At 69.9% G+C, this 16,303-nt stretch carries 14 protein-coding genes; 5 read left to right on the top strand and 9 right to left on the bottom strand.

Translation table 11 applies throughout. The annotated features are described in order from the left end of the window. Positions 1–123: 123 nt before the first annotated feature. Genes leuB through leuC form a run of 4 tightly spaced genes read right to left on the bottom strand, consistent with a single transcriptional unit; the run spans position 124 to position 3,559 of the window. Positions 124–1,176 (bottom strand): 3-isopropylmalate dehydrogenase, encoded by a 1,053-nt coding sequence (leuB, locus tag BR39_RS0110510; RefSeq protein ID WP_029911032.1) that lies wholly within the window; start codon positions 1,174–1,176, stop codon positions 124–126. A gap of 18 nt (positions 1,177–1,194) precedes the next feature. Then, positions 1,195–1,509 (bottom strand): putative quinol monooxygenase, encoded by a 315-nt coding sequence (locus BR39_RS0110515; protein WP_029911035.1) that lies wholly within the window; start codon positions 1,507–1,509, stop codon positions 1,195–1,197. Further along, positions 1,509–2,117: a 3-isopropylmalate dehydratase small subunit gene (gene leuD, locus BR39_RS0110520; protein ID WP_029911039.1), complete on the bottom strand. Its 609-nt coding sequence runs from the start codon at positions 2,115–2,117 to the stop codon at positions 1,509–1,511. The genes BR39_RS0110515 and leuD overlap by 1 nt, the downstream gene beginning before the upstream one ends. After that, positions 2,117–3,559: a 3-isopropylmalate dehydratase large subunit gene (gene leuC / locus BR39_RS0110525; protein WP_029911042.1), complete on the bottom strand. Its 1,443-nt coding sequence runs from the start codon at positions 3,557–3,559 to the stop codon at positions 2,117–2,119. Before leuC ends, leuD begins: the two co-directional genes overlap by 1 nt. 124 nt (positions 3,560–3,683) lie before the next feature. Between leuC and BR39_RS0110530 the strand changes: the two genes are divergently transcribed. Then, the gene (locus BR39_RS0110530; RefSeq protein WP_156035690.1) at positions 3,684–5,246 is read left to right on the top strand and encodes an MFS transporter; all 1,563 of its coding nucleotides are present in this window, start codon (positions 3,684–3,686) and stop codon (positions 5,244–5,246) included. Positions 5,247–5,657: 411 nt separating this feature from the next. Here BR39_RS0110530 and rplS read toward each other — a convergent pair whose 3' ends face one another. From rplS to BR39_RS0110545, 3 genes are all read right to left on the bottom strand, one after another. Next, positions 5,658–6,053 carry a 50S ribosomal protein L19 gene (gene rplS, locus BR39_RS0110535; protein WP_029911047.1) on the bottom strand — a complete coding sequence of 132 codons (396 nt, stop codon included), beginning with the start codon at positions 6,051–6,053 and terminating at the stop codon, positions 5,658–5,660. Positions 6,054–6,056: 3 nt separating this feature from the next. After that, complete coding sequence (gene trmD / locus BR39_RS0110540; RefSeq protein WP_029911050.1) at positions 6,057–6,794, bottom strand: tRNA (guanosine(37)-N1)-methyltransferase TrmD; 738 nt, start codon at positions 6,792–6,794, stop codon at positions 6,057–6,059. Positions 6,795–6,860: 66 nt separating this feature from the next. Next, positions 6,861–7,055, bottom strand: coding sequence for a hypothetical protein (locus BR39_RS0110545; protein WP_029911052.1), 195 nt, complete (start codon positions 7,053–7,055; stop codon positions 6,861–6,863). A gap of 283 nt (positions 7,056–7,338) precedes the next feature. Between BR39_RS0110545 and BR39_RS0110550 the strand changes: the two genes are divergently transcribed. Then, a complete protein-coding gene (locus BR39_RS0110550; protein ID WP_029911055.1) occupies positions 7,339–8,139 on the top strand; it encodes an isocitrate lyase/phosphoenolpyruvate mutase family protein in 801 nt (266 codons plus the stop codon). Here BR39_RS0110550 and BR39_RS25745 read toward each other — a convergent pair. Continuing rightward, entirely contained in the window at positions 8,136–9,473 is a 1,338-nt protein-coding gene (locus BR39_RS25745; protein WP_029911057.1) for an energy transducer TonB, read from the bottom strand. The genes BR39_RS0110550 and BR39_RS25745 overlap by 4 nt on opposite strands. Positions 9,474–9,609: 136 nt before the next feature. On the opposite strand from BR39_RS25745, the gene polA reads away from it, so the two are divergent. After that, positions 9,610–12,516: a DNA polymerase I gene (gene polA / locus BR39_RS0110560; RefSeq protein ID WP_029911061.1), complete on the top strand. Its 2,907-nt coding sequence runs from the start codon at positions 9,610–9,612 to the stop codon at positions 12,514–12,516. A 298-nt stretch (positions 12,517–12,814) separates the two neighbouring features. Next, on the top strand, positions 12,815–14,743 hold the full coding sequence (locus BR39_RS0110565; protein WP_029911064.1) for a methyl-accepting chemotaxis protein: 1,929 nt from the start codon (positions 12,815–12,817) through the stop codon (positions 14,741–14,743). A gap of 72 nt (positions 14,744–14,815) precedes the next feature. Here BR39_RS0110565 and BR39_RS0110570 read toward each other — a convergent pair whose 3' ends face one another. Then, entirely contained in the window at positions 14,816–15,607 is a 792-nt protein-coding gene (locus BR39_RS0110570; protein ID WP_081916670.1) for a LytTR family DNA-binding domain-containing protein, read from the bottom strand. An 88-nt stretch (positions 15,608–15,695) separates the two neighbouring features. On the opposite strand from BR39_RS0110570, the gene BR39_RS0110575 reads away from it, so the two are divergent. Next, positions 15,696–16,253 carry a DUF2306 domain-containing protein gene (locus tag BR39_RS0110575; protein ID WP_029911070.1) on the top strand — a complete coding sequence of 186 codons (558 nt, stop codon included), beginning with the start codon at positions 15,696–15,698 and terminating at the stop codon, positions 16,251–16,253. Positions 16,254–16,303 lie beyond the last annotated feature (50 nt).

Raw genomic sequence — 16,303 nt, forward strand, 5'->3', positions numbered from 1 at the left:
CCGCTACGCGGTCTGTCCGCCCCCAGAGGGGGCGGAGCCTAAAACGCGACGTCGGCGGCGGGGCTCTTCCCCCTGTGGGGGAAGACGACCGTGTAGCGGTCCGTAGGGGGCAAGTGTTCGCCGCTAGAGCTTGGCCAGCACCGCATCGCCCATCTGGGCCGTCGACAGCTCGCCGCCCAGGTCGCGGGTGCGGGCCCCGCCGTCCAGGGCCGCCTTGACCGCCGCCAGCAGGGCGGCGGCGGCCTCGGGGCGCTTGAGCGACCAGCGCAGGGCCATCTCGAACGACAGGATGGCGGCCAGGGGGTTGGCCACGCCCTTGCCGGCGATGTCGGGGGCCGAGCCGTGGATCGGCTCGTAGAGGCCCGGCTTGTCCGGATCGCCGATCGCCGCCGAGGGCAGCATGCCCAGCGAGCCGGTCAGCATGGCCGCCGCGTCCGACAGGATGTCGCCGAACAGGTTGTCGGTGACGATGACGTCGAACTGCTTGGGCGCGCGGACCAGCTGCATGGCGCAGTTGTCGGCCAGGATGTGCTCCAGCTGGACGTCCGGATATTCGCGGGCGTGCAGCTCGGTGATCACCTGCTTCCACAGCAGGCCCGACTCCATGACGTTCGACTTTTCGGCCGAGTGGACCTTGTTGGTGCGGCCGCGGGCCAGCTCGAAGGCCACGCGGCCGACGCGCTCGATCTCGCTGGTGGTGTAGACGGCGGTGTCGAAGCCGCGCTTCTGGCCGTCCGGCAGGGTCTCGACGCCGCGCGGCTGGCCGAAATAGACGCCGCCGACCAGTTCGCGCACGAACATCACGTCCAGGCCCGAGACCAGCTCGGTCTTCAGGCTGGACGCGCCGGCCAGGGCCGCGAAGCAGTAGGCGGGGCGCAGGTTGGCGTAGACGTCCATGGCCTTGCGCAGGTTCAGCAGGCCGGCTTCCGGGCGCAGGTGGCGGGGAGCGTTCGCCCACTGCGGACCGCCGACCGCGCCCATCAGCACCGCGTCGCTGGCCAGGGCCGCGTCGCGGACCTCGTCGGTCAGCGGCGTGCCGTGGGCGTCGTAGCTGGCGCCGCCATAGATCCGCTCCTCGACGTTCAGGTCGGGCGTGAGGACGGCGGCCACCCGGCGCACCTGGGCGCAGACCTCGGGGCCGATCCCGTCGCCGGGCAGGAGCAGGAGCGTGGACATGGTGGAAGGCTCTCTAGATCAGATTTCGCGGTAGTCTGAGACGTCGAACGACGACATGCGGCGCTCGCCCACGCCCAGTTCGGGCCAGCAGGCGCGCCAGGCGGCCATGTGCGGGGCGGCGCGGTGGAAGGCCAGGGCCGCCTCGTCGACGAAGTGTTCGTAGACCCGGATCAGGCCCGGATCGAGCGGGTCCTCGGTCAGGGCGTAGTCCAGGCACCCGGGCTCGGCCCGGCTGCCCTCGACCTGGGCCTTCAGGTGCGGGCGCAGCTCGACCAGGCGCTCGGGCGCGACGCGGATCGTGCCGGCCAGGATGATCGTGCCGGACTTGGGCATCAGGCTTCCAGCCAGGGCCGGTCCAGCGCCCGCTTGCTCTCGAACAGGTCGATGTCGGTCGCGTGCTGCAGGGTCTCGCCGATGGCGTCCAGGCCCTTGAGCATCTTGTCCTTGCGGACGGGATCGATGTCGAAATGGAAGCTCTTGCCCGAGGGCGAGACCACGGTCTGGGCCGCCAGGTCGACGCTGACCATGTGGTTGCCGCCCTTGGCCTCGTCCATCAGCTGGGCGACTTCCTCGGGCTTCAGCACCACCGGCAGCAGGCCGTTGTTGAAGCAGTTGTTGTTGAAGATGTCGGCGAAGCTGGTCGAGATCACGCACAGGATCCCGAAGTCCATCAGCGCCCAGGGGGCGTGCTCGCGCGAGCTGCCGCAGCCGAAGTTGTCGCCGGCGATCAGCACGGACGAGCCCTTGTACTCCGGCCGGTTCAGCACGAAGTCGGCGATCTCGTTCCCGTCGCCGTCGAAGCGGAAGTCGTAGAACAGGCCCTTGGCCAGCCCCTCGCGCTCCACGGTCTTGAGGAACTGCTTGGGGATGATCTGGTCGGTGTCGATATTGGCCAGCGACAGGGGGGCGGCGCGGCCGTCGAGACGGGTGAAGGCCTGCATCAGTTCGTCTCCTCGAACAGGGCGCGCACGTCGGTCAGATGACCGGCGATCGCCGCCGCCGCCGCCATGGCCGGCGAGACCAGATGGGTGCGGCCGGCGCGGCCCTGGCGGCCCTCGAAGTTGCGGTTGCTGGTCGAGGCGCAGCGCTCCTGTGGGGCCAGCTTGTCGGGGTTCATGGCCAGGCACATCGAGCAGCCCGGTTCGCGCCAGTCGAAGCCGGCGGCCTTGAAGATGGCGTCCAGCCCCTCGGCCTCGGCCTGTTCCTTCACCAGGCCCGAGCCCGGCACGACCATGGCCTTGACGTGCTCGGCCACCAGGCGGCCGTGCAGGAAGGCTTCCTGCACCACGGCGGCGGCCGCGCGCATGTCCTCGATGCGGCTGTTGGTGCACGAGCCGATGAACACCCGGTCGATGCGGGCCTCGCTGATCGGCTGGCCGGCCTTCAGGCCCATGTAGTCGAGGGCCCGGTGGGCGGCGGCGCGCTTGTCCGGGGTGGCGAAGCTTTCCGGGTCGGGCACGTTGCCGGTCACCGGGATGACGTCCTCGGGGCTGGTGCCCCAGGTGACCATCGGGACCAGGGCCGAGCCGTCGATGACCACGGTGCGGTCGAACTTGGCGTCCTCGTCGCTGACGAAGCCCTTCCAGTAGGCCAGGGCCATGTCCCAGGCCGCGCCCTTCGGCGCCGAGGGCTTGCCCTGGATGTAGGCGAAGGTCTTGTCGTCCGGCGCCACCAGGCCGGCCTTGGCGCCGCCCTCGATGGTCAGGTTGCACAGGGTCATGCGGCCTTCCATCGACAGGTCGCGGACCACCGGCCCGGCGAACTCGATGACGTAGCCGGTGCCGCCGGCCGTGCCGATCTCGCCGATCACGGCCAGGGCCACGTCCTTGGCGGTGACGCCGGGGCCCAGCTGGCCGTCGACGCGGACCAGCATGTTCCTGGCCTTCTCCTGGCGCAGGGTCTGGGTGGCCAGGACGTGCTCGACCTCGGACGTGCCGATGCCGTGGGCCAGAGCCCCGAAGGCGCCGTGGGTGGAGGTGTGGCTGTCGCCGCAGACGATGGTCATGCCCGGCTGGGTGCGGCCCTGCTCGGGGCCGACCACGTGGACGATCCCGTTGCGGATGTCGCCCATCGGGAAGAACTCGATGCCGTTGTCCTCGACGTTGCGGGCCAGGGTCTTGAGCTGCAGGCGCGCCTCGTCGTCGGCCACGGCGTCGACGCCCTTGGCCTGGCCCTCGGTCGGGATGTTGTGGTCGGCCACGGCGAGCGTGCGGTCGGGCCGGCGCACCTTGCGGCCGGCCGCGCGAAGGCCGGCGAAGGCCTGCGGCGTGGTCACCTCGTGGATGAGGTGCAGGTCGATATAGAGGATCGCTTCGCCGTCCTGTTCGTTGACGACGTGAGCGTCCCAGATCTTGTCGTAGAGGGTCTTCGGTGCGCGGGTCATGATACCCGGGCATCTAGGCCCTGAGGACGGGCGCGTAAAGCGAGGAAACGCCAAAATTCACGCCCGGCGGCGGCAAGCCAAGTGAAACTTGCCTCGGCGGAGCTATGCAGAGGCCTTGCTGCGCATGTTTCTTGCCCCTACGCCCAGCCTGAGCGACGAGGACCGCGAGCGCGGCCTGCGACATCTGGTCCGGGAGGCGGGCTGGTCCAACGCCGTCACGGCGGTGACCAGCGGCGTCATCCTGACCGCCTTCGCCCTGCAGCTGGGCGCGTCCAACACCACCATCGGCCTGCTGGCGGCGATCACCTTCTGGGTCCAGCTGCTGCAGCTGCCCGGCGTGCTGATGGTCGAGGGGCTGCGGACCCGCAAGCGGATCTCGGTGCTGGCCAGCCTGATCAGCCGCTGCGCCCTGGTCGGCATGGCGCTGCTGGCCCTGACCGGCGGCGGCAAGCTGGCCCTGGCGGGGCTGGTGGCGGCCCAGGTCTTCTACTGCGGGATCGCCACCTTCGGCGGCTGCGCCTGGAACGCCTGGGTGCGCGACCTGGCGCCCGAGCAGCGGATGGGCCAGATCTTCGCCAAGCGGACGATCAACGCCACCCTCGTCGGCCTGGTCGCCAGCCTCGCCGCCGCCGTGGCCCTGGACCGCGCGCCGGAGGGTTCGGTCCTGCGGCCCTTCGTGTTCGCCGGCCTCTACGGCGCGGCCTTCCTGGCGGGCCTGCTCAGCTGCCGCGAGCTGGCCCTGACGCCCGAGCCGCAGATGCCCGCCCCGGCCGAGCGGGTGAAGCTGCTGCCCCTGCTGCGCGCGCCGCTGAAGGACGTGAACTTCCGGCGGCTGATCGCCTTCCTGGCCAGCTGGCAGTTCGCGGTGAACCTGGCCACGCCGTTCTTCACGGTGTTCTTCGTCAAGCAGCTGGGCCTGTCGGTCACCTTCGTGGTGGTGCTCAGCGTGGTCAGTCAGGCGACCAACGTCCTGGCCCTGCGCTCGTGGGGCCTGCTGTCGGACCGCTTCGCCAACAAGTCGGTGCTGGCCGTCGCCGCCCCGCTGTTCATCGTCTGCATCGCGGCCATGGTCGGGGCCTCGCAGATCCAGGATCGGTTCTGGGTGATGGCCTATCTGGTGGGCCTGCACGCCCTGATGGGCCTGGCGACGGCCGGGGTGACCCTGTCGTCGGGCAACATCGCCCTGAAGCTGTCGCCGCGCGGCTCGGCCACGGCCTATATCGCCGCCAACGCCCTGATCAGCTCGGCGGCGGCGGGCCTGGCGCCGCTGCTGGGCGGGGTGTTCGCCGACTTCTTCGCGGCCCGCCGGCTGGAGATCCTGGTCCGCTGGACCAGTCCCGGCGACGTGCTGACCCTGATGCCGCTGCGGGTGTCGAACTGGGACTTCTATTTCCTGATCGCCGCGATCCTGGGCCTCTACGCCCTGCACCGTCTGGCCATGGTCAAGGAGGCGGGCGAGATCGACAGCCGGGTCATGGTCGGCGAGGTGCTGGCCCAGGCCCGGCGCGACGTGCGCAACGTCTCGCCGATCGCCGGCCTGAGGATGCTGACCGACGTGCCGGCCGCCGTGCTGCGCGACGAGCGGGTGCGCAAGCGGCTGCAGCGGATGCGCGATCGCCGCGACGCCCGGCAGACCGGGCCCGCGCCCAAGCGGCGGCCGCCTCAACGCCGCGTGACGGTCAGGTGACGGGGACACGCCCTTGCGGCGTGTCCCAAGGTCCTGGATCGGTGGATGCCGATGGGGACACGCCGCGAGGGCATGTCCCCCAATCCTCAAGGGCATGCCCCCAGACGCAAAGAGGGCGCGCCATCTGTTTTCGGCGCGCCCTCATATCGCATTTCCTTCGGTGGCCATGACGCCGTTTCCGAAGAGGGCCACTCCCTAGCAAGGGGGCGGTCTATAAGCCCGTCGCAAAGCGGTGGGGGTGCATTTACCAAACACTAAAGAACGGCGTTTTGTCAATATATTCGTATGGTTGCGCAATAGCTTAGCCTTAGAATCCCTTGGGCGGTCAGGGAAAACGGCGCTCGAAAACGGCCAAAGAAAAAGGCCCCGGCGTCTCCGCCGGGGCCTCGTTCGTCTCGAAGATCGCGAGCCTTATTCGGCGTCGGCGGCTTCCACCTTGCGGACGTTCGAACGCTCGGCGATGCGGGCCGACTTACCGCGACGGTCGCGCAGGTAGTACAGCTTGGCGCGACGGACGACGCCGCGACGCTTGACTTCGATGCTTTCGATGCTCGGCGACAGCAGCGGGAACAGACGCTCCACGCCTTCGCCGAACGAAATCTTGCGGACGGTGAAGCTCTCGTGCACGCCGCCGCCGGCGCGGGCGATGCAGACGCCCTCGTAGGCCTGGACGCGCTCGCGCTCGCCTTCCTTGATGCGCACGTTGACGCGCAGGGTGTCGCCGGGCTCGAAGTCCGGGATCGCGCGGGCCGCCAGCAGACGGGCGGCTTCTTCCTGCTCGAGTTCGGCGATGATGTTCTTAGCCATGGTCTAGTCTCCTTTGGGCTTACCCGTTTTCGGGTCGCCTTTTGCCTGTTGATTGGCGAGATGCGCTTCCCAGAGGTCTGGACGCCGCTCGCGGGTGGTCTCTTCACGCATATTGCGCCGCCACTGGGCCACCTTCTTGTGGTCGCCCGACAGCAGCACCTCGGGGATGTCCAAGCCTTCGAACGTCCGCGGTCGCGTGTACTGCGGATGCTCGAGGAGGCCGTCCTCGAAGCTCTCTTCCTGCGTGCTCTCGAAATTGCCCAGAACCCCTGGAGCCAATCGAACGCACGCCTCGATCACGACCATCGCCGCTGCCTCGCCACCGGCAAGAACAGCGTCTCCGACCGAGACCTCCTCGAACCCCCGGGCGTCGAGCACCCGCTGGTCCACCCCCTCGAAACGGCCGCACAGGACGATGACGCCCGGCGCCTTGGCCCATTCCTTGACGCGCGCCTGGGTCAGGGGCCGACCCCGGGCGCTCATGTACAAAAGCGGCCGCCCGCCGAGGTCCACGCTGTCCAGCGCGGCGGCGATGACGTCCGCTTTGAGTACGGCTCCCACGCCTCCACCCGCGGGGGTGTCGTCGAGGAAGCCGCGCTTATCCTTGGAAAACCCCCGAATGTCCAGTGTTTCCAATCGCCACAGGTCCTGCTCCTTCCACGCCGTACCGATCAGCGAGACGCCGAGCGGGCCGGGAAAGGCCTCGGGGAACATGGTCAGGACGGTGGCGGTGAACGGCATGGGCGCTCCATAGCGCCCAAATGCTCCGAAAACGAGAGGGCCCGGAGAACGGGCCTCGCCCTCTCCTTAGGTCAGGATGGTTTTCGGCAGGGGTTTGCCGGCCTCGGCGGGCATCAGGGGAGGAGTCAGCTTCACCGGCTCGCTGGTCGGGCCGGCGGTCGGCGCGACGTGGTGCACGGGAGCCACGGCCAGCACGCCGGCGGTGGTCAGGGTGGCGGCGAAAAGCGCCGTACCGACGCGGATCTTCTTCCATGAAACCATGGGCCAGGGTCTTCCTGTGTTTCGGGTCGTCCAAACCAAAGCCCGGGAGAGGGGGAGGTTCCCGTTTTTTGCGGCCCTGGCGAACCTCTTGCCTCTAGGCCAGCCAATGGGACTTCGCCAAGGCGGCATTACGACGCGTCGGCCATATTTCGGCGTCCGCCCCGCCAGCGGGCGCCTGTCGCCACGGGCTGTCAGCAGCGGGTCATCAAGGTCCGATTTCCGCGAGACGACTAGGGCTGGATTGCTCGATACTCCGCCCGCCAGAGCCATCGGAGCCGCCGCCATGACCACGACCGCCGACCAGTTCCACGCCCTGCACGCCGGACCGGACGTGCTGGTCCTGCCCAACGCCTGGGACGCGGCCAGCGCCGCCCTGATGGAGGACGCCGGGGCCAAGGCCGTGGCCACCTCCAGCGCCGCCGTGGCCTGGGGCCGGGGCTACGCCGACGGCGACGCCCTGCCGGTCGCGACCCTGATCGACGTGATCGCCGGCGCCGCCCGGGTCATCAAGGTCCCGCTGACCGCCGACATCGAGGGCGGCTACACCGACGACCTCGCCGAGCTGTCCGAGACCGTCAAGGCGGTGGTCGGGGCCGGGGCGGTGGGGATCAACCTGGAGGACGGCCGCCGCGATCCGGACCTGCACGCCCGCAAGATCGCCGCCGCCCGCGCTGCCGCCCAGGGCGCGGGGGTGGACCTGTTCATCAACGCCCGCACCGACGTCTATCTGGCCAACCTCGCGGAGGGCGAGGCGGCCCTGGCCGAGACCCTGCGCCGCGCGGCGCTCTACAAGAACGCCGGGGCCAGCGGCATCTTCGTGCCGATGCCGGTCGAGGAGGACCTGCTGGCCCAGCTGGCCGCCGGGATCGCCCTGCCGGTCAACGCCATGGGCCGCCCGGGCATGCCGTCGGCCGAGCGCCTGGCGGAGCTGGGCGTGCGCCGCCTCAGCTCGGCCACCGGCCCGTTCCGCGCGGCCTACGGCGCGATGCTGGCCGCGACCCGGACCTATCTGGCCGACGGCGACACCACCGGCTACGCGGCGTCGAGCCAGGGGCTGCCCGACCTCAACGCCCGCTTCGGCTAGGGCTTGGCGGCCACAGGCGGCGGCGCGGGGTCGGGCTGCCAGTTGAAGCGGATCGGCAGGACGATGGGCAGGCCGTCCAGCGGCTCGCCTTCCTTGCTCCACGGATTCATGGTCATCAGCTTGACCGCCTCCATGGCCGCCGCGCCGAAGTCCAGGCCGGCGGGGTCCTCGCGCCGGACCTGGCAATCGGTCAGCGCGCCCTGGGTGTCGACGACGCAGGCGACCACGCCCAGTCCGGTGTTGACCCCGGCCTTCATCGCGGCCTGGGGATAGACCAGGGCCATGCCCTCGGGCGTCAGGGTGCGAATCCATTTGGGCGCGGTGATCTTGCGGTTGTCGGGGCCCGTCGGATCGCGGAAGTGGAACGGCACGTCGACGGTGTAGTCGCCCAGGGTCTTCACCTGGTCCGGCTGGAAGGAGACCTTGAAGGCGGGGGCCAGCGAGCGGGCCGCCTTGCCGAAGCCCTTGCCGGCCGGGAGCTCCGAATGCACCTCGCAGGAGGTGAGGCCGCCGGTCTTGTTCAGGTCGCAGCGCAGGACCACCTGACCGGTCGTGGCGCCCTTGGCGTCGGCCGGCCAGGCTGCGCGCACCTGGGCGCTGGAAGGCGTGCTCGCCCACGGCGGGTCCAGCACCAGGGTGTTGGCCGGCCCCGCGGGCTGGGGCATGTTCTCGAACCCCGACCAGACGACCGGGATGGTGACCTCGGTTTCCTTGGGCTTGCCGTTGCGGATCTTGGGCTTCATGCGGAACAGCGAGGACAGCTGGAGGGCGGCCGCGCCGAAGCCCATGTTCTCCGGTACCTGCTGCACGACTTTGCAGTCGCGGAGGAAGCCCTCCACATTGACCTTGCACGCGATCGTCGCCCGGGCGTTGGCGGGCGGCTTGCGGCGCGCCGCGACGGGATAGACCCCCAGCAACTGGGCGGCGGTGGGCTTGGCCATCCAGTCGGCGTTGGAGTCGCCGGGGGCCAGGAAGCTGTAGGTCCGCTCGAACCGCCGCCCGGCGATGGGAACGCCGGCGGCGTCCTTGGCCTTGACCCGCTCCTTGGCCGACAGGGCGAGGGCCGCCGCGCCGAAGCCTCTGCCGGCGGGCTCCTCGCTGGTCACCTTGCAGTCGGACAGCCGACCGCTCGCATCGGCGGTGCAATCCAGATCGACGTCGCCGGAAACCTTTTCGGCGAAGGCGGCCTTGGGATAGGCCTCGGCGACGTCCTGAGGCTTGGCGCGCTGGTCGAAGATCGGCTGGGCCAGGGTCTCGTCCGCCGTCAGCCCGACCGAAGGCGTCGCGACCGCCAAGGCCGTCGCGGCCAGGGCCGCCAGAAGTCTCACGCTCATAATCCCCCCGATACGCGTACGGGCCGCAACGCATGCAGCCTAGGGGCGAGCATAGGCGCCCTTGATGACAAGCGCCAGCATGGCGCGACCGCCTGAGGTGTTTCCGCTTCGCCCCTGACCGCCTATCTTCCCGGCCATGACCGACACCCTCGCGCCCGATTCCGCCGCTGCTCCGGAAGCAGACCGTCCCATGACCCAGGACGGCCCCGCCGTGCGGCTGTTCCTGGTCGACGGCTCGGCCTATCTGTTCCGCGCCTACCACGCCCTGCCGCCGCTGACGCGCAAGAGCGACGGCCTGCCGGTGGGCGCCGTCCAGGGCTTCTGCAACATGCTGTGGAAGCTGATGCGCGACATGCAGGGCGATGCGCCCACCCACCTGGCGGTGATCTGGGACCACTCCGAGAAGACGTTCCGCAACCAGCTCTACGACAAGTACAAGGCCCACCGCCCGCCGCCGCCCGAGGACCTGATCCCGCAGTTCCCGCTGGTGCGCGAGGCCACCCGCGCGTTCGGCGTGCCGGCCATCGAGCTGCCCGGCTACGAGGCCGACGACCTGATCGCCGCCTATGCCTGCAAGACCCGCGACCTGGGCGGCGAGGCGGTGATCGTCTCGTCCGACAAGGACCTGATGCAGCTGGTCGGCGAGGGCGTCTCGATGTTCGACCCGATGAAGGGCGTGCGCATCGACCGCGAGCAGGTGTTCGAGAAGTTCGGCGTCTATCCCGAGCGGGTGGTCGACGTGCAGTCGCTGTGCGGCGACAGCGTCGACAACGTGCCGGGCGCGCCGGGCATCGGCATCAAGACCGCCGCCCAGCTGATCAACGAATACGGCGACCTCGACACGCTGCTGGCCCGGGCCGGCGAGATCAAGCAGCCCAAGCGCCGCGAGACCCTGATCGAGTATGCCGACCAGATCCGGCTGTCGCGCCAGCTGGTCAAGCTGGACTGCGACACCCCGCTGCCCGAGCCGATCGACGACCTGGTGGTGCGCGAGCCCGACAAGGCCGTGCTGGCCGACTTCCTGGAGCTGATGGAGTTCCGCTCCCTGGCCCGCCGGGTCGGCGACGGCAACGCCGCGGCCGCGCCGCGCACCTTGGACCGTCCGGTCAGCACCCCGACCGCGCCGGTGCTGGGCGTGTCCTACATGGGCGCCGCCGCCCGGGCGGCGGCCAATCCGGTGGCCGACCCGGCCATGATCGACACCACGGCCTATGTCCGCATCCAGGACATCGAGACGCTGAACGCCTGGGTCGCCAAGGCCGCGGCCAAGGGGATCGTGGCGTTCGACACCGAGACCGACGCCCTGTCCTCGGCCACCGCCGGCCTGTGCGGCGTGTCGCTGGCGATCGCGCCCGGCGAGGCCTGCTACATCCCGGTCGGCCACTGCGAGAAGGACGGCCTGGCCCTGGAGGCCGCGGCCGATCTCGTACAGATCCCGCTCGAGGAAGCGATCGCCGCGCTGAAGCCGCTGCTGGAAGACCCGGCGGTGCTGAAGGTGGCCCAGAACGCCAAGTACGACATCGCCGTCCTGGCCCGCCACGGGATCGAGGTGGGTCCGATCGAGGACACCATGCTGATCAGTTACGTGCTGGAAGCGGGCCTGCACGGCCACGGCATGGACGAGCTGTCGGAGCTGTGGCTGGGCCACAAGCCGATCCCGTTCAAGCAGGTGGCCGGCACGGGCAAGGCGCAGATCAGCTTCAAGCACGTGGGTCTGAACGAGGCGACGGCCTACGCCGCAGAGGACGCCGACGTCACCCTGCGGCTCTACAATGTGCTCAAGCCCCGCCTGGCCGCCGAGGGACTGCTGACCGTCTACGAGACCCTGGAGCGTCCGCTGCCGGCGGTGCTGGCGGCCATGGAGAACGAGGGCGTCCGCGTCGATCCCGACACCCTGCGCCGGCTCTCGAACGAGTTCTCGATGCGCATGGCCGAGTTCGAGGCCAAGGCCCAGGAGCTGGTCGGCCGGCCGTTCAACCTGGGCAGCCCCAAGCAGATCGGCGACGTGCTGTTCGGCGAGATGCAGCTGAAGGGTGGCAAGAAGACCGCCACCGGCCAGTGGTCCACCGACAGCGACGTGCTGGAAGCCCTGGCCAACGAGCACGAGTTGCCGCGCGTGCTGCTGGACTGGCGCCAGCTGTCCAAGCTGAAGGGCACCTACACCGAGAACCTGATCGCCGCGATCGCGCCGGGCGGGGCCAACCGCATCCACACCTCCTACGCCCTGGCGGCGACCACGACGGGCCGCCTGTCGTCGTCCGACCCCAACCTGCAGAACATCCCGATCCGCACCGAGGAGGGCCGCAAGATCCGCAAGGCCTTCGTGGCCGCGCCGGGCAAGGTGCTGATCAGCGCCGACTACAGCCAGATCGAGCTGCGCCTGCTGGCCCACATCGGCGACATCCCGCAGCTGAAGACGGCCTTCCAGGAGGGACTGGACATCCACGCCATGACCGCGTCGGAGATGTTCAACGTGCCGATCGAGGGCATGCCCTCGGAGGTGCGCCGCCGGGCCAAGGCCATCAACTTCGGCATCGTCTACGGCATCAGCGCGTTCGGCCTGGCCAACCAGCTGTCGATCCCGCAGGGCGAGGCCGGGGCCTATATCAAGACCTATTTCGAGCGCTTTCCGGGCATCCAGGCCTATATGGAGGCGACCAAGGCCTTCGTGCGCGAGCACGGCTACGTCACCACCATCTTCGGCCGCAAGATCAACATCCCCGACATCGGCGGCAAGTCGGTGGCCCACCGGCAGTTCGCCGAGCGGGCGGCGATCAACGCGCCGATCCAGGGCGCGGCCGCCGACGTCATGCGCCGGGCCATGGTGCGCATGCCAGGCGCGCTGAAGGCGGCGGGGCTGTCCAGCAAGATGCTGCTGCAGGTGCACGACGAACTGGTCTTCGAGGCCCCGGAAGCCGAGGCCGAGGCCACCATCGCGGTGGCGCGCGAGATCATGCAGGGCGCGGCCGAACCGGCGGTGGCCATCTCGGTGCCGCTGACGGTCGAGGCCCGGGCCGCGGCCAACTGGGACGAGGCCCACTAGGAAAAGTCGCGCGTCCGGCGAGATTTTTCGTCGGACGCCCGTGCGCCACTTGAGGTGGTTTTCCGCCAAGGGCGGCTCCGCGTCCTTTGGCGGATACAATCTTGGATAAGAGTTATTTCGGTGAACGCAGTTATTATCGAGGAATAGAATATGTAGCTGCGACGTTGCGCCACAGTACAGTTAATGTCGTGGAAACCTTGGCGCTCCAGTGATGGGTCGAGTGACGCGTGCTTCAAGGCTGCTGCTAAATACCCGTGGTCCATGAAGTTTTGCGTCGCGACCTCAATGGAGCGTGGCTATGAACTTCGGCGACCTGAAAATTCCGCACAAGCTGCTGGCTGTGTTCGCCGTAATGCTCACCACGATCGTGGCGATGGGCGTCACGCTCTTCATCAACCAGATGGAATACGAGGGCTCGGTCGCGCGCACCGAACGGGCCTACGAGTCCCTGCGGGCCGCCGACACCGCCGCCTTCCGCCTGACCCGCCAGGAGAACTCGCTGCGCGGCTTCCTGCTGTCGGGCGACGAATACTACGTCAAGCGCCTGGAGGAGGCCCACAAGCCGAAGTTCCTGGCCGCCCTGGGCGACCTGCGCAAGCTGGCCGACGGCGACCAGGCCGACCTGACCCGCGTGGCCGCCGTCGAGGCCGCCTACGCCAACTACCGCACCCAGGCCATCGAGCCGGGCGAGAGCCTGGGCCGCGACCCGCTGACCCGTCCGCAGGCGGTCGAGCTGGTCAAGCACGACGGCGTCGCCGACAAGGCCGTCGAGCCGGTCGAGAACGCCATCGAGGACATCACCAAGGACGCCGAGGCCGTGCTGGCCACCGAGGCCGCCGCCCAGAAGAAGGCCTCGCTGGAGACCACCCTGGCCCTGGTCATCGGCATCGGCGTGACCATCGCCATGGCCGTGGCGGGCGGCCTGCTGCTGACCGGCGGCATCGCCGGACCGGTGGCGGCCATGACCGCCGCCATGCGCCGCCTGGCCTCGGGCGATAACAGCGTGGTCATCCCGGCCGCCGGCCGCAAGGACGAGATCGGCCAGATGGCCGCCGCCGTCGAGACCTTCAAGCAGGCCGCGCTGGAGAAGATCCGCCTGGAGGGCGCCGCCGCCGATCAGCGCGCCGCCACCGAGGCCGAGCGCGCCGCCGTGGCCGACGAGAAGGCCGAGGTCGAGCGCAGCGACGCGGTCAATATCGGCGCCCTGAACGAAGCCCTGGACCGCCTGGCCGGCGGCGACCTGACCCACCGGATCACCATTCCGTTCTCGCCCAAGGCCGAGAGCCTGAAGTCCAACTTCAACGCCGCCGCCCAGCGCATGCAGGAGGCGATGCAGGCCATCTCGGTCGCCACCGGCGGCGTCAACAGCGGCTCGGACGAGATCGCCTCGGCCTCGGACGACCTGTCGCGCCGCACCGAGCAGCAGGCCGCCTCGCTGGAAGAGACCGCCGCCGCCCTGGACGAGATCACCGCCACGGTCCGCAAGACCGCCGCCGGCGCCAAGGAGGCCTCGTCGGTGGTCGCCGTCGCCCGCGGCGACGCCGAGAAGTCCGGCCAGATCGTCAGCCAGGCGGTCAGCGCCATGACCGAGATCGAGGCCTCGTCCAACCAGGTCAGCCAGATCATCGGCGTCATCGACGAGATCGCCTTCCAGACCAACCTGCTGGCCCTGAACGCCGGCGTCGAGGCGGCCCGGGCCGGCGACGCGGGCAAGGGCTTCGCGGTGGTCGCCCAGGAAGTCCGGGCCCTGGCCCAGCGCTCGGCCGAGGCCGCCAAGGAGATCAAGACCCTGATCTCCACCTCGACCCAGCAGGTCGAGGCCGGCGTCAGCCTGGTCGGCCAGACCGGCGAGGCCCTGCAGCGCATCGTCGACCAGGTGGCCGCCATCGACACCCTGGTCACCGAGATCTCGGCCTCGGCCACCGAACAGGCCACGGGCCTGAACCAGGTCAACAGCGCCGTGAACCAGATGGACCAGGTCGTCCAGCAGAACGCCGCCATGGTCGAGGAAGCCACCGCCGCCACCCACTCGCTGAAGGGCGAGGCGGGCGAGCTCTCGGCCCTGGTCGGCCGCTTCAAGCTGGGCGCCGCGGCCATGGCCGCGCCCGCCCGTTCCAGCGCTCCGGCCCGTCCCGCCACCGCCGTCCGCCCGGGCCGCGCCTCGGCGCCGGTCTCGCGCGGGAACACCGCCCTCGCCACCAAGGTCGAGGACTGGGAAGAGTTCTGATCGAGGTCCCCTCGTCGATCGGATAGGAGAGGCTCCCTGGATTTGTCCCCCGGGGAGCCTTTTTCTTTTGGCCTAGTACCAGCCCGCCTTGCGCAGCATCCGCGCATACGCCCGGCTGACCGGGGCCTCGACGCCGCTGGTCAGGGTCAGGGTGGCGCGGCCGTCGCCGCGCCTGGCGTCGCGCACCGCCGCCTTGGCCACCCACCAGGAGCGGTGGGTCTGGGCGCCCTCGATCCCCTCCAGCTCGGCCACGGCGTCGCACAGCCGCAGTAGGATCAGGTCCTGGCCCTTGGAGGTGTGCAGGCGCAGATAGTGGTCCTCGGCCTCGACGGCGTAGATCTCGCTTCCGCGCAGGCGCGGCGGCAGGCGCTCGAGGAAGCGCGGCGGCGGGGCCTCGGGCGGGGCGGCGTGGGTCTGGATCGTCGGACGCGTGGCCAGGGTCATCAGGGCGGTCATGCCGGCGGTCATCACCAGGGTGATCCCGAAATAGGTCGCCGCGACCTGGAGCGTCAGCGGCGTCCGGCCGCCGGCCACCCAGACCAGGACCGTGAACAGCGGCGTCAGCACCGTCACGATCGCCAGGGCCCGCCACCAGGTGGAGTCCAGCCCCGGCCACAGCCGGTCGACCGTCAGGGCCACGGTGGTGCCCAGCACCGCGCCCAGGCTCGACAGGCCGATCCAGTAGACCAGGCGCGAGACCAGCGGGGAGTCGCCCGTGCCCAGGGCGCCGATCAGGGCCAGGAAGGCGCCGGCGATCACCGCCACCACCAGCGGCCGCAGATAGCTCTTCAGGACGGTGGTCGTTGGCGCTTCGCCAATGGCGGGCGCCCGCCGTTCACGAACTGCCGACGCTTTCTCACGCACCTTCGGATGACCCCTGCCGCCGTCGATCCTAAGCCGGACCCGACCCGATCGCCCCAGCTCCGGCGCGATCGCTTCGGGGAGAAACAAGATGTCCGACGCCAGCCTGTCAATCGGTCCACGCCGCTTTCTGCGCACCCTGCTCATCGGGGTGGCGGTCACCGTGGCCCTGATCCTGGCCGTGGGCGCCGCCCAGGGCCGCGGACCCGCCCCCGTGCTGGCGGGCTTCCTGCACCTGAAGGGCCACCTGCACGCGCCGGACCTGGGGCCGCTGGCGGCGGCGTCGGTCCAGATCAAGGTCCACGTGGCGGCGGTCTCCACCGCCCTGGCGATCGGGATCGTCCTGATGCTGGGCCTGAAGGGGACGACCGTCCACCGCACCCTGGGCTGGATCTGGGTGGTCGCCATGGCGACGGCGGCGATCTCGTCGCTGTTCATCCACCGCGCCAACGCCGGGAGCTTCAGCTTCCTGCACCTGTTCGCCGGCTGGACCCTGATCGCGCTGCCGATGGGCGTGTTCGCCGCCCGCAAGCACAATGTCCGCCTGCACGGCCGGACGATGACGGGCCTGTTCGTCGGCGGCCTGCTGATCGCCGGGGCCTTCGCCTTCATGCCCGGCCGGTTGATGTGGCAGGTGGTGTTCGGCTGACCCCGGGAACGCGTCGCGCTTGCCAGGGCCGCGCCGGGAGGCCTACGAAC

It is taken from the genome of Caulobacter sp. UNC358MFTsu5.1, from assembly GCF_000712075.1.
GTDB lineage: Bacteria > Pseudomonadota > Alphaproteobacteria > Caulobacterales > Caulobacteraceae > Caulobacter.

What these genes read in the sequence shown, in the direction of transcription:
- BR39_RS0110575 (WP_029911070.1), top strand. Translation starts at nt 15,696, where the DNA reads ATGTCCGACGCCAGCCTGTCAATCGGTCCACGCCGCTTTCTGCGCACC.
- polA (WP_029911061.1), top strand. Translation starts at nt 9,610, where the DNA reads ATGACCGACACCCTCGCGCCCGATTCCGCCGCTGCTCCGGAAGCAGAC.
- BR39_RS0110515 (WP_029911035.1), bottom strand. Translation starts at nt 1,509, where the DNA reads ATGCCCAAGTCCGGCACGATCATCCTGGCCGGCACGATCCGCGTCGCG.
- BR39_RS25745 (WP_029911057.1), bottom strand. Translation starts at nt 9,473, where the DNA reads ATGAGCGTGAGACTTCTGGCGGCCCTGGCCGCGACGGCCTTGGCGGTC.
- BR39_RS0110530 (WP_156035690.1), top strand. Translation starts at nt 3,684, where the DNA reads ATGTTTCTTGCCCCTACGCCCAGCCTGAGCGACGAGGACCGCGAGCGC.
- BR39_RS0110565 (WP_029911064.1), top strand. Translation starts at nt 12,815, where the DNA reads ATGAACTTCGGCGACCTGAAAATTCCGCACAAGCTGCTGGCTGTGTTC.
- leuD (WP_029911039.1), bottom strand. Translation starts at nt 2,117, where the DNA reads ATGCAGGCCTTCACCCGTCTCGACGGCCGCGCCGCCCCCCTGTCGCTG.
- trmD (WP_029911050.1), bottom strand. Translation starts at nt 6,794, where the DNA reads ATGCCGTTCACCGCCACCGTCCTGACCATGTTCCCCGAGGCCTTTCCC.
- rplS (WP_029911047.1), bottom strand. Translation starts at nt 6,053, where the DNA reads ATGGCTAAGAACATCATCGCCGAACTCGAGCAGGAAGAAGCCGCCCGT.
- leuC (WP_029911042.1), bottom strand. Translation starts at nt 3,559, where the DNA reads ATGACCCGCGCACCGAAGACCCTCTACGACAAGATCTGGGACGCTCAC.
- BR39_RS0110550 (WP_029911055.1), top strand. Translation starts at nt 7,339, where the DNA reads ATGACCACGACCGCCGACCAGTTCCACGCCCTGCACGCCGGACCGGAC.
- leuB (WP_029911032.1), bottom strand. Translation starts at nt 1,176, where the DNA reads ATGTCCACGCTCCTGCTCCTGCCCGGCGACGGGATCGGCCCCGAGGTC.
- BR39_RS0110545 (WP_029911052.1), bottom strand. Translation starts at nt 7,055, where the DNA reads ATGGTTTCATGGAAGAAGATCCGCGTCGGTACGGCGCTTTTCGCCGCC.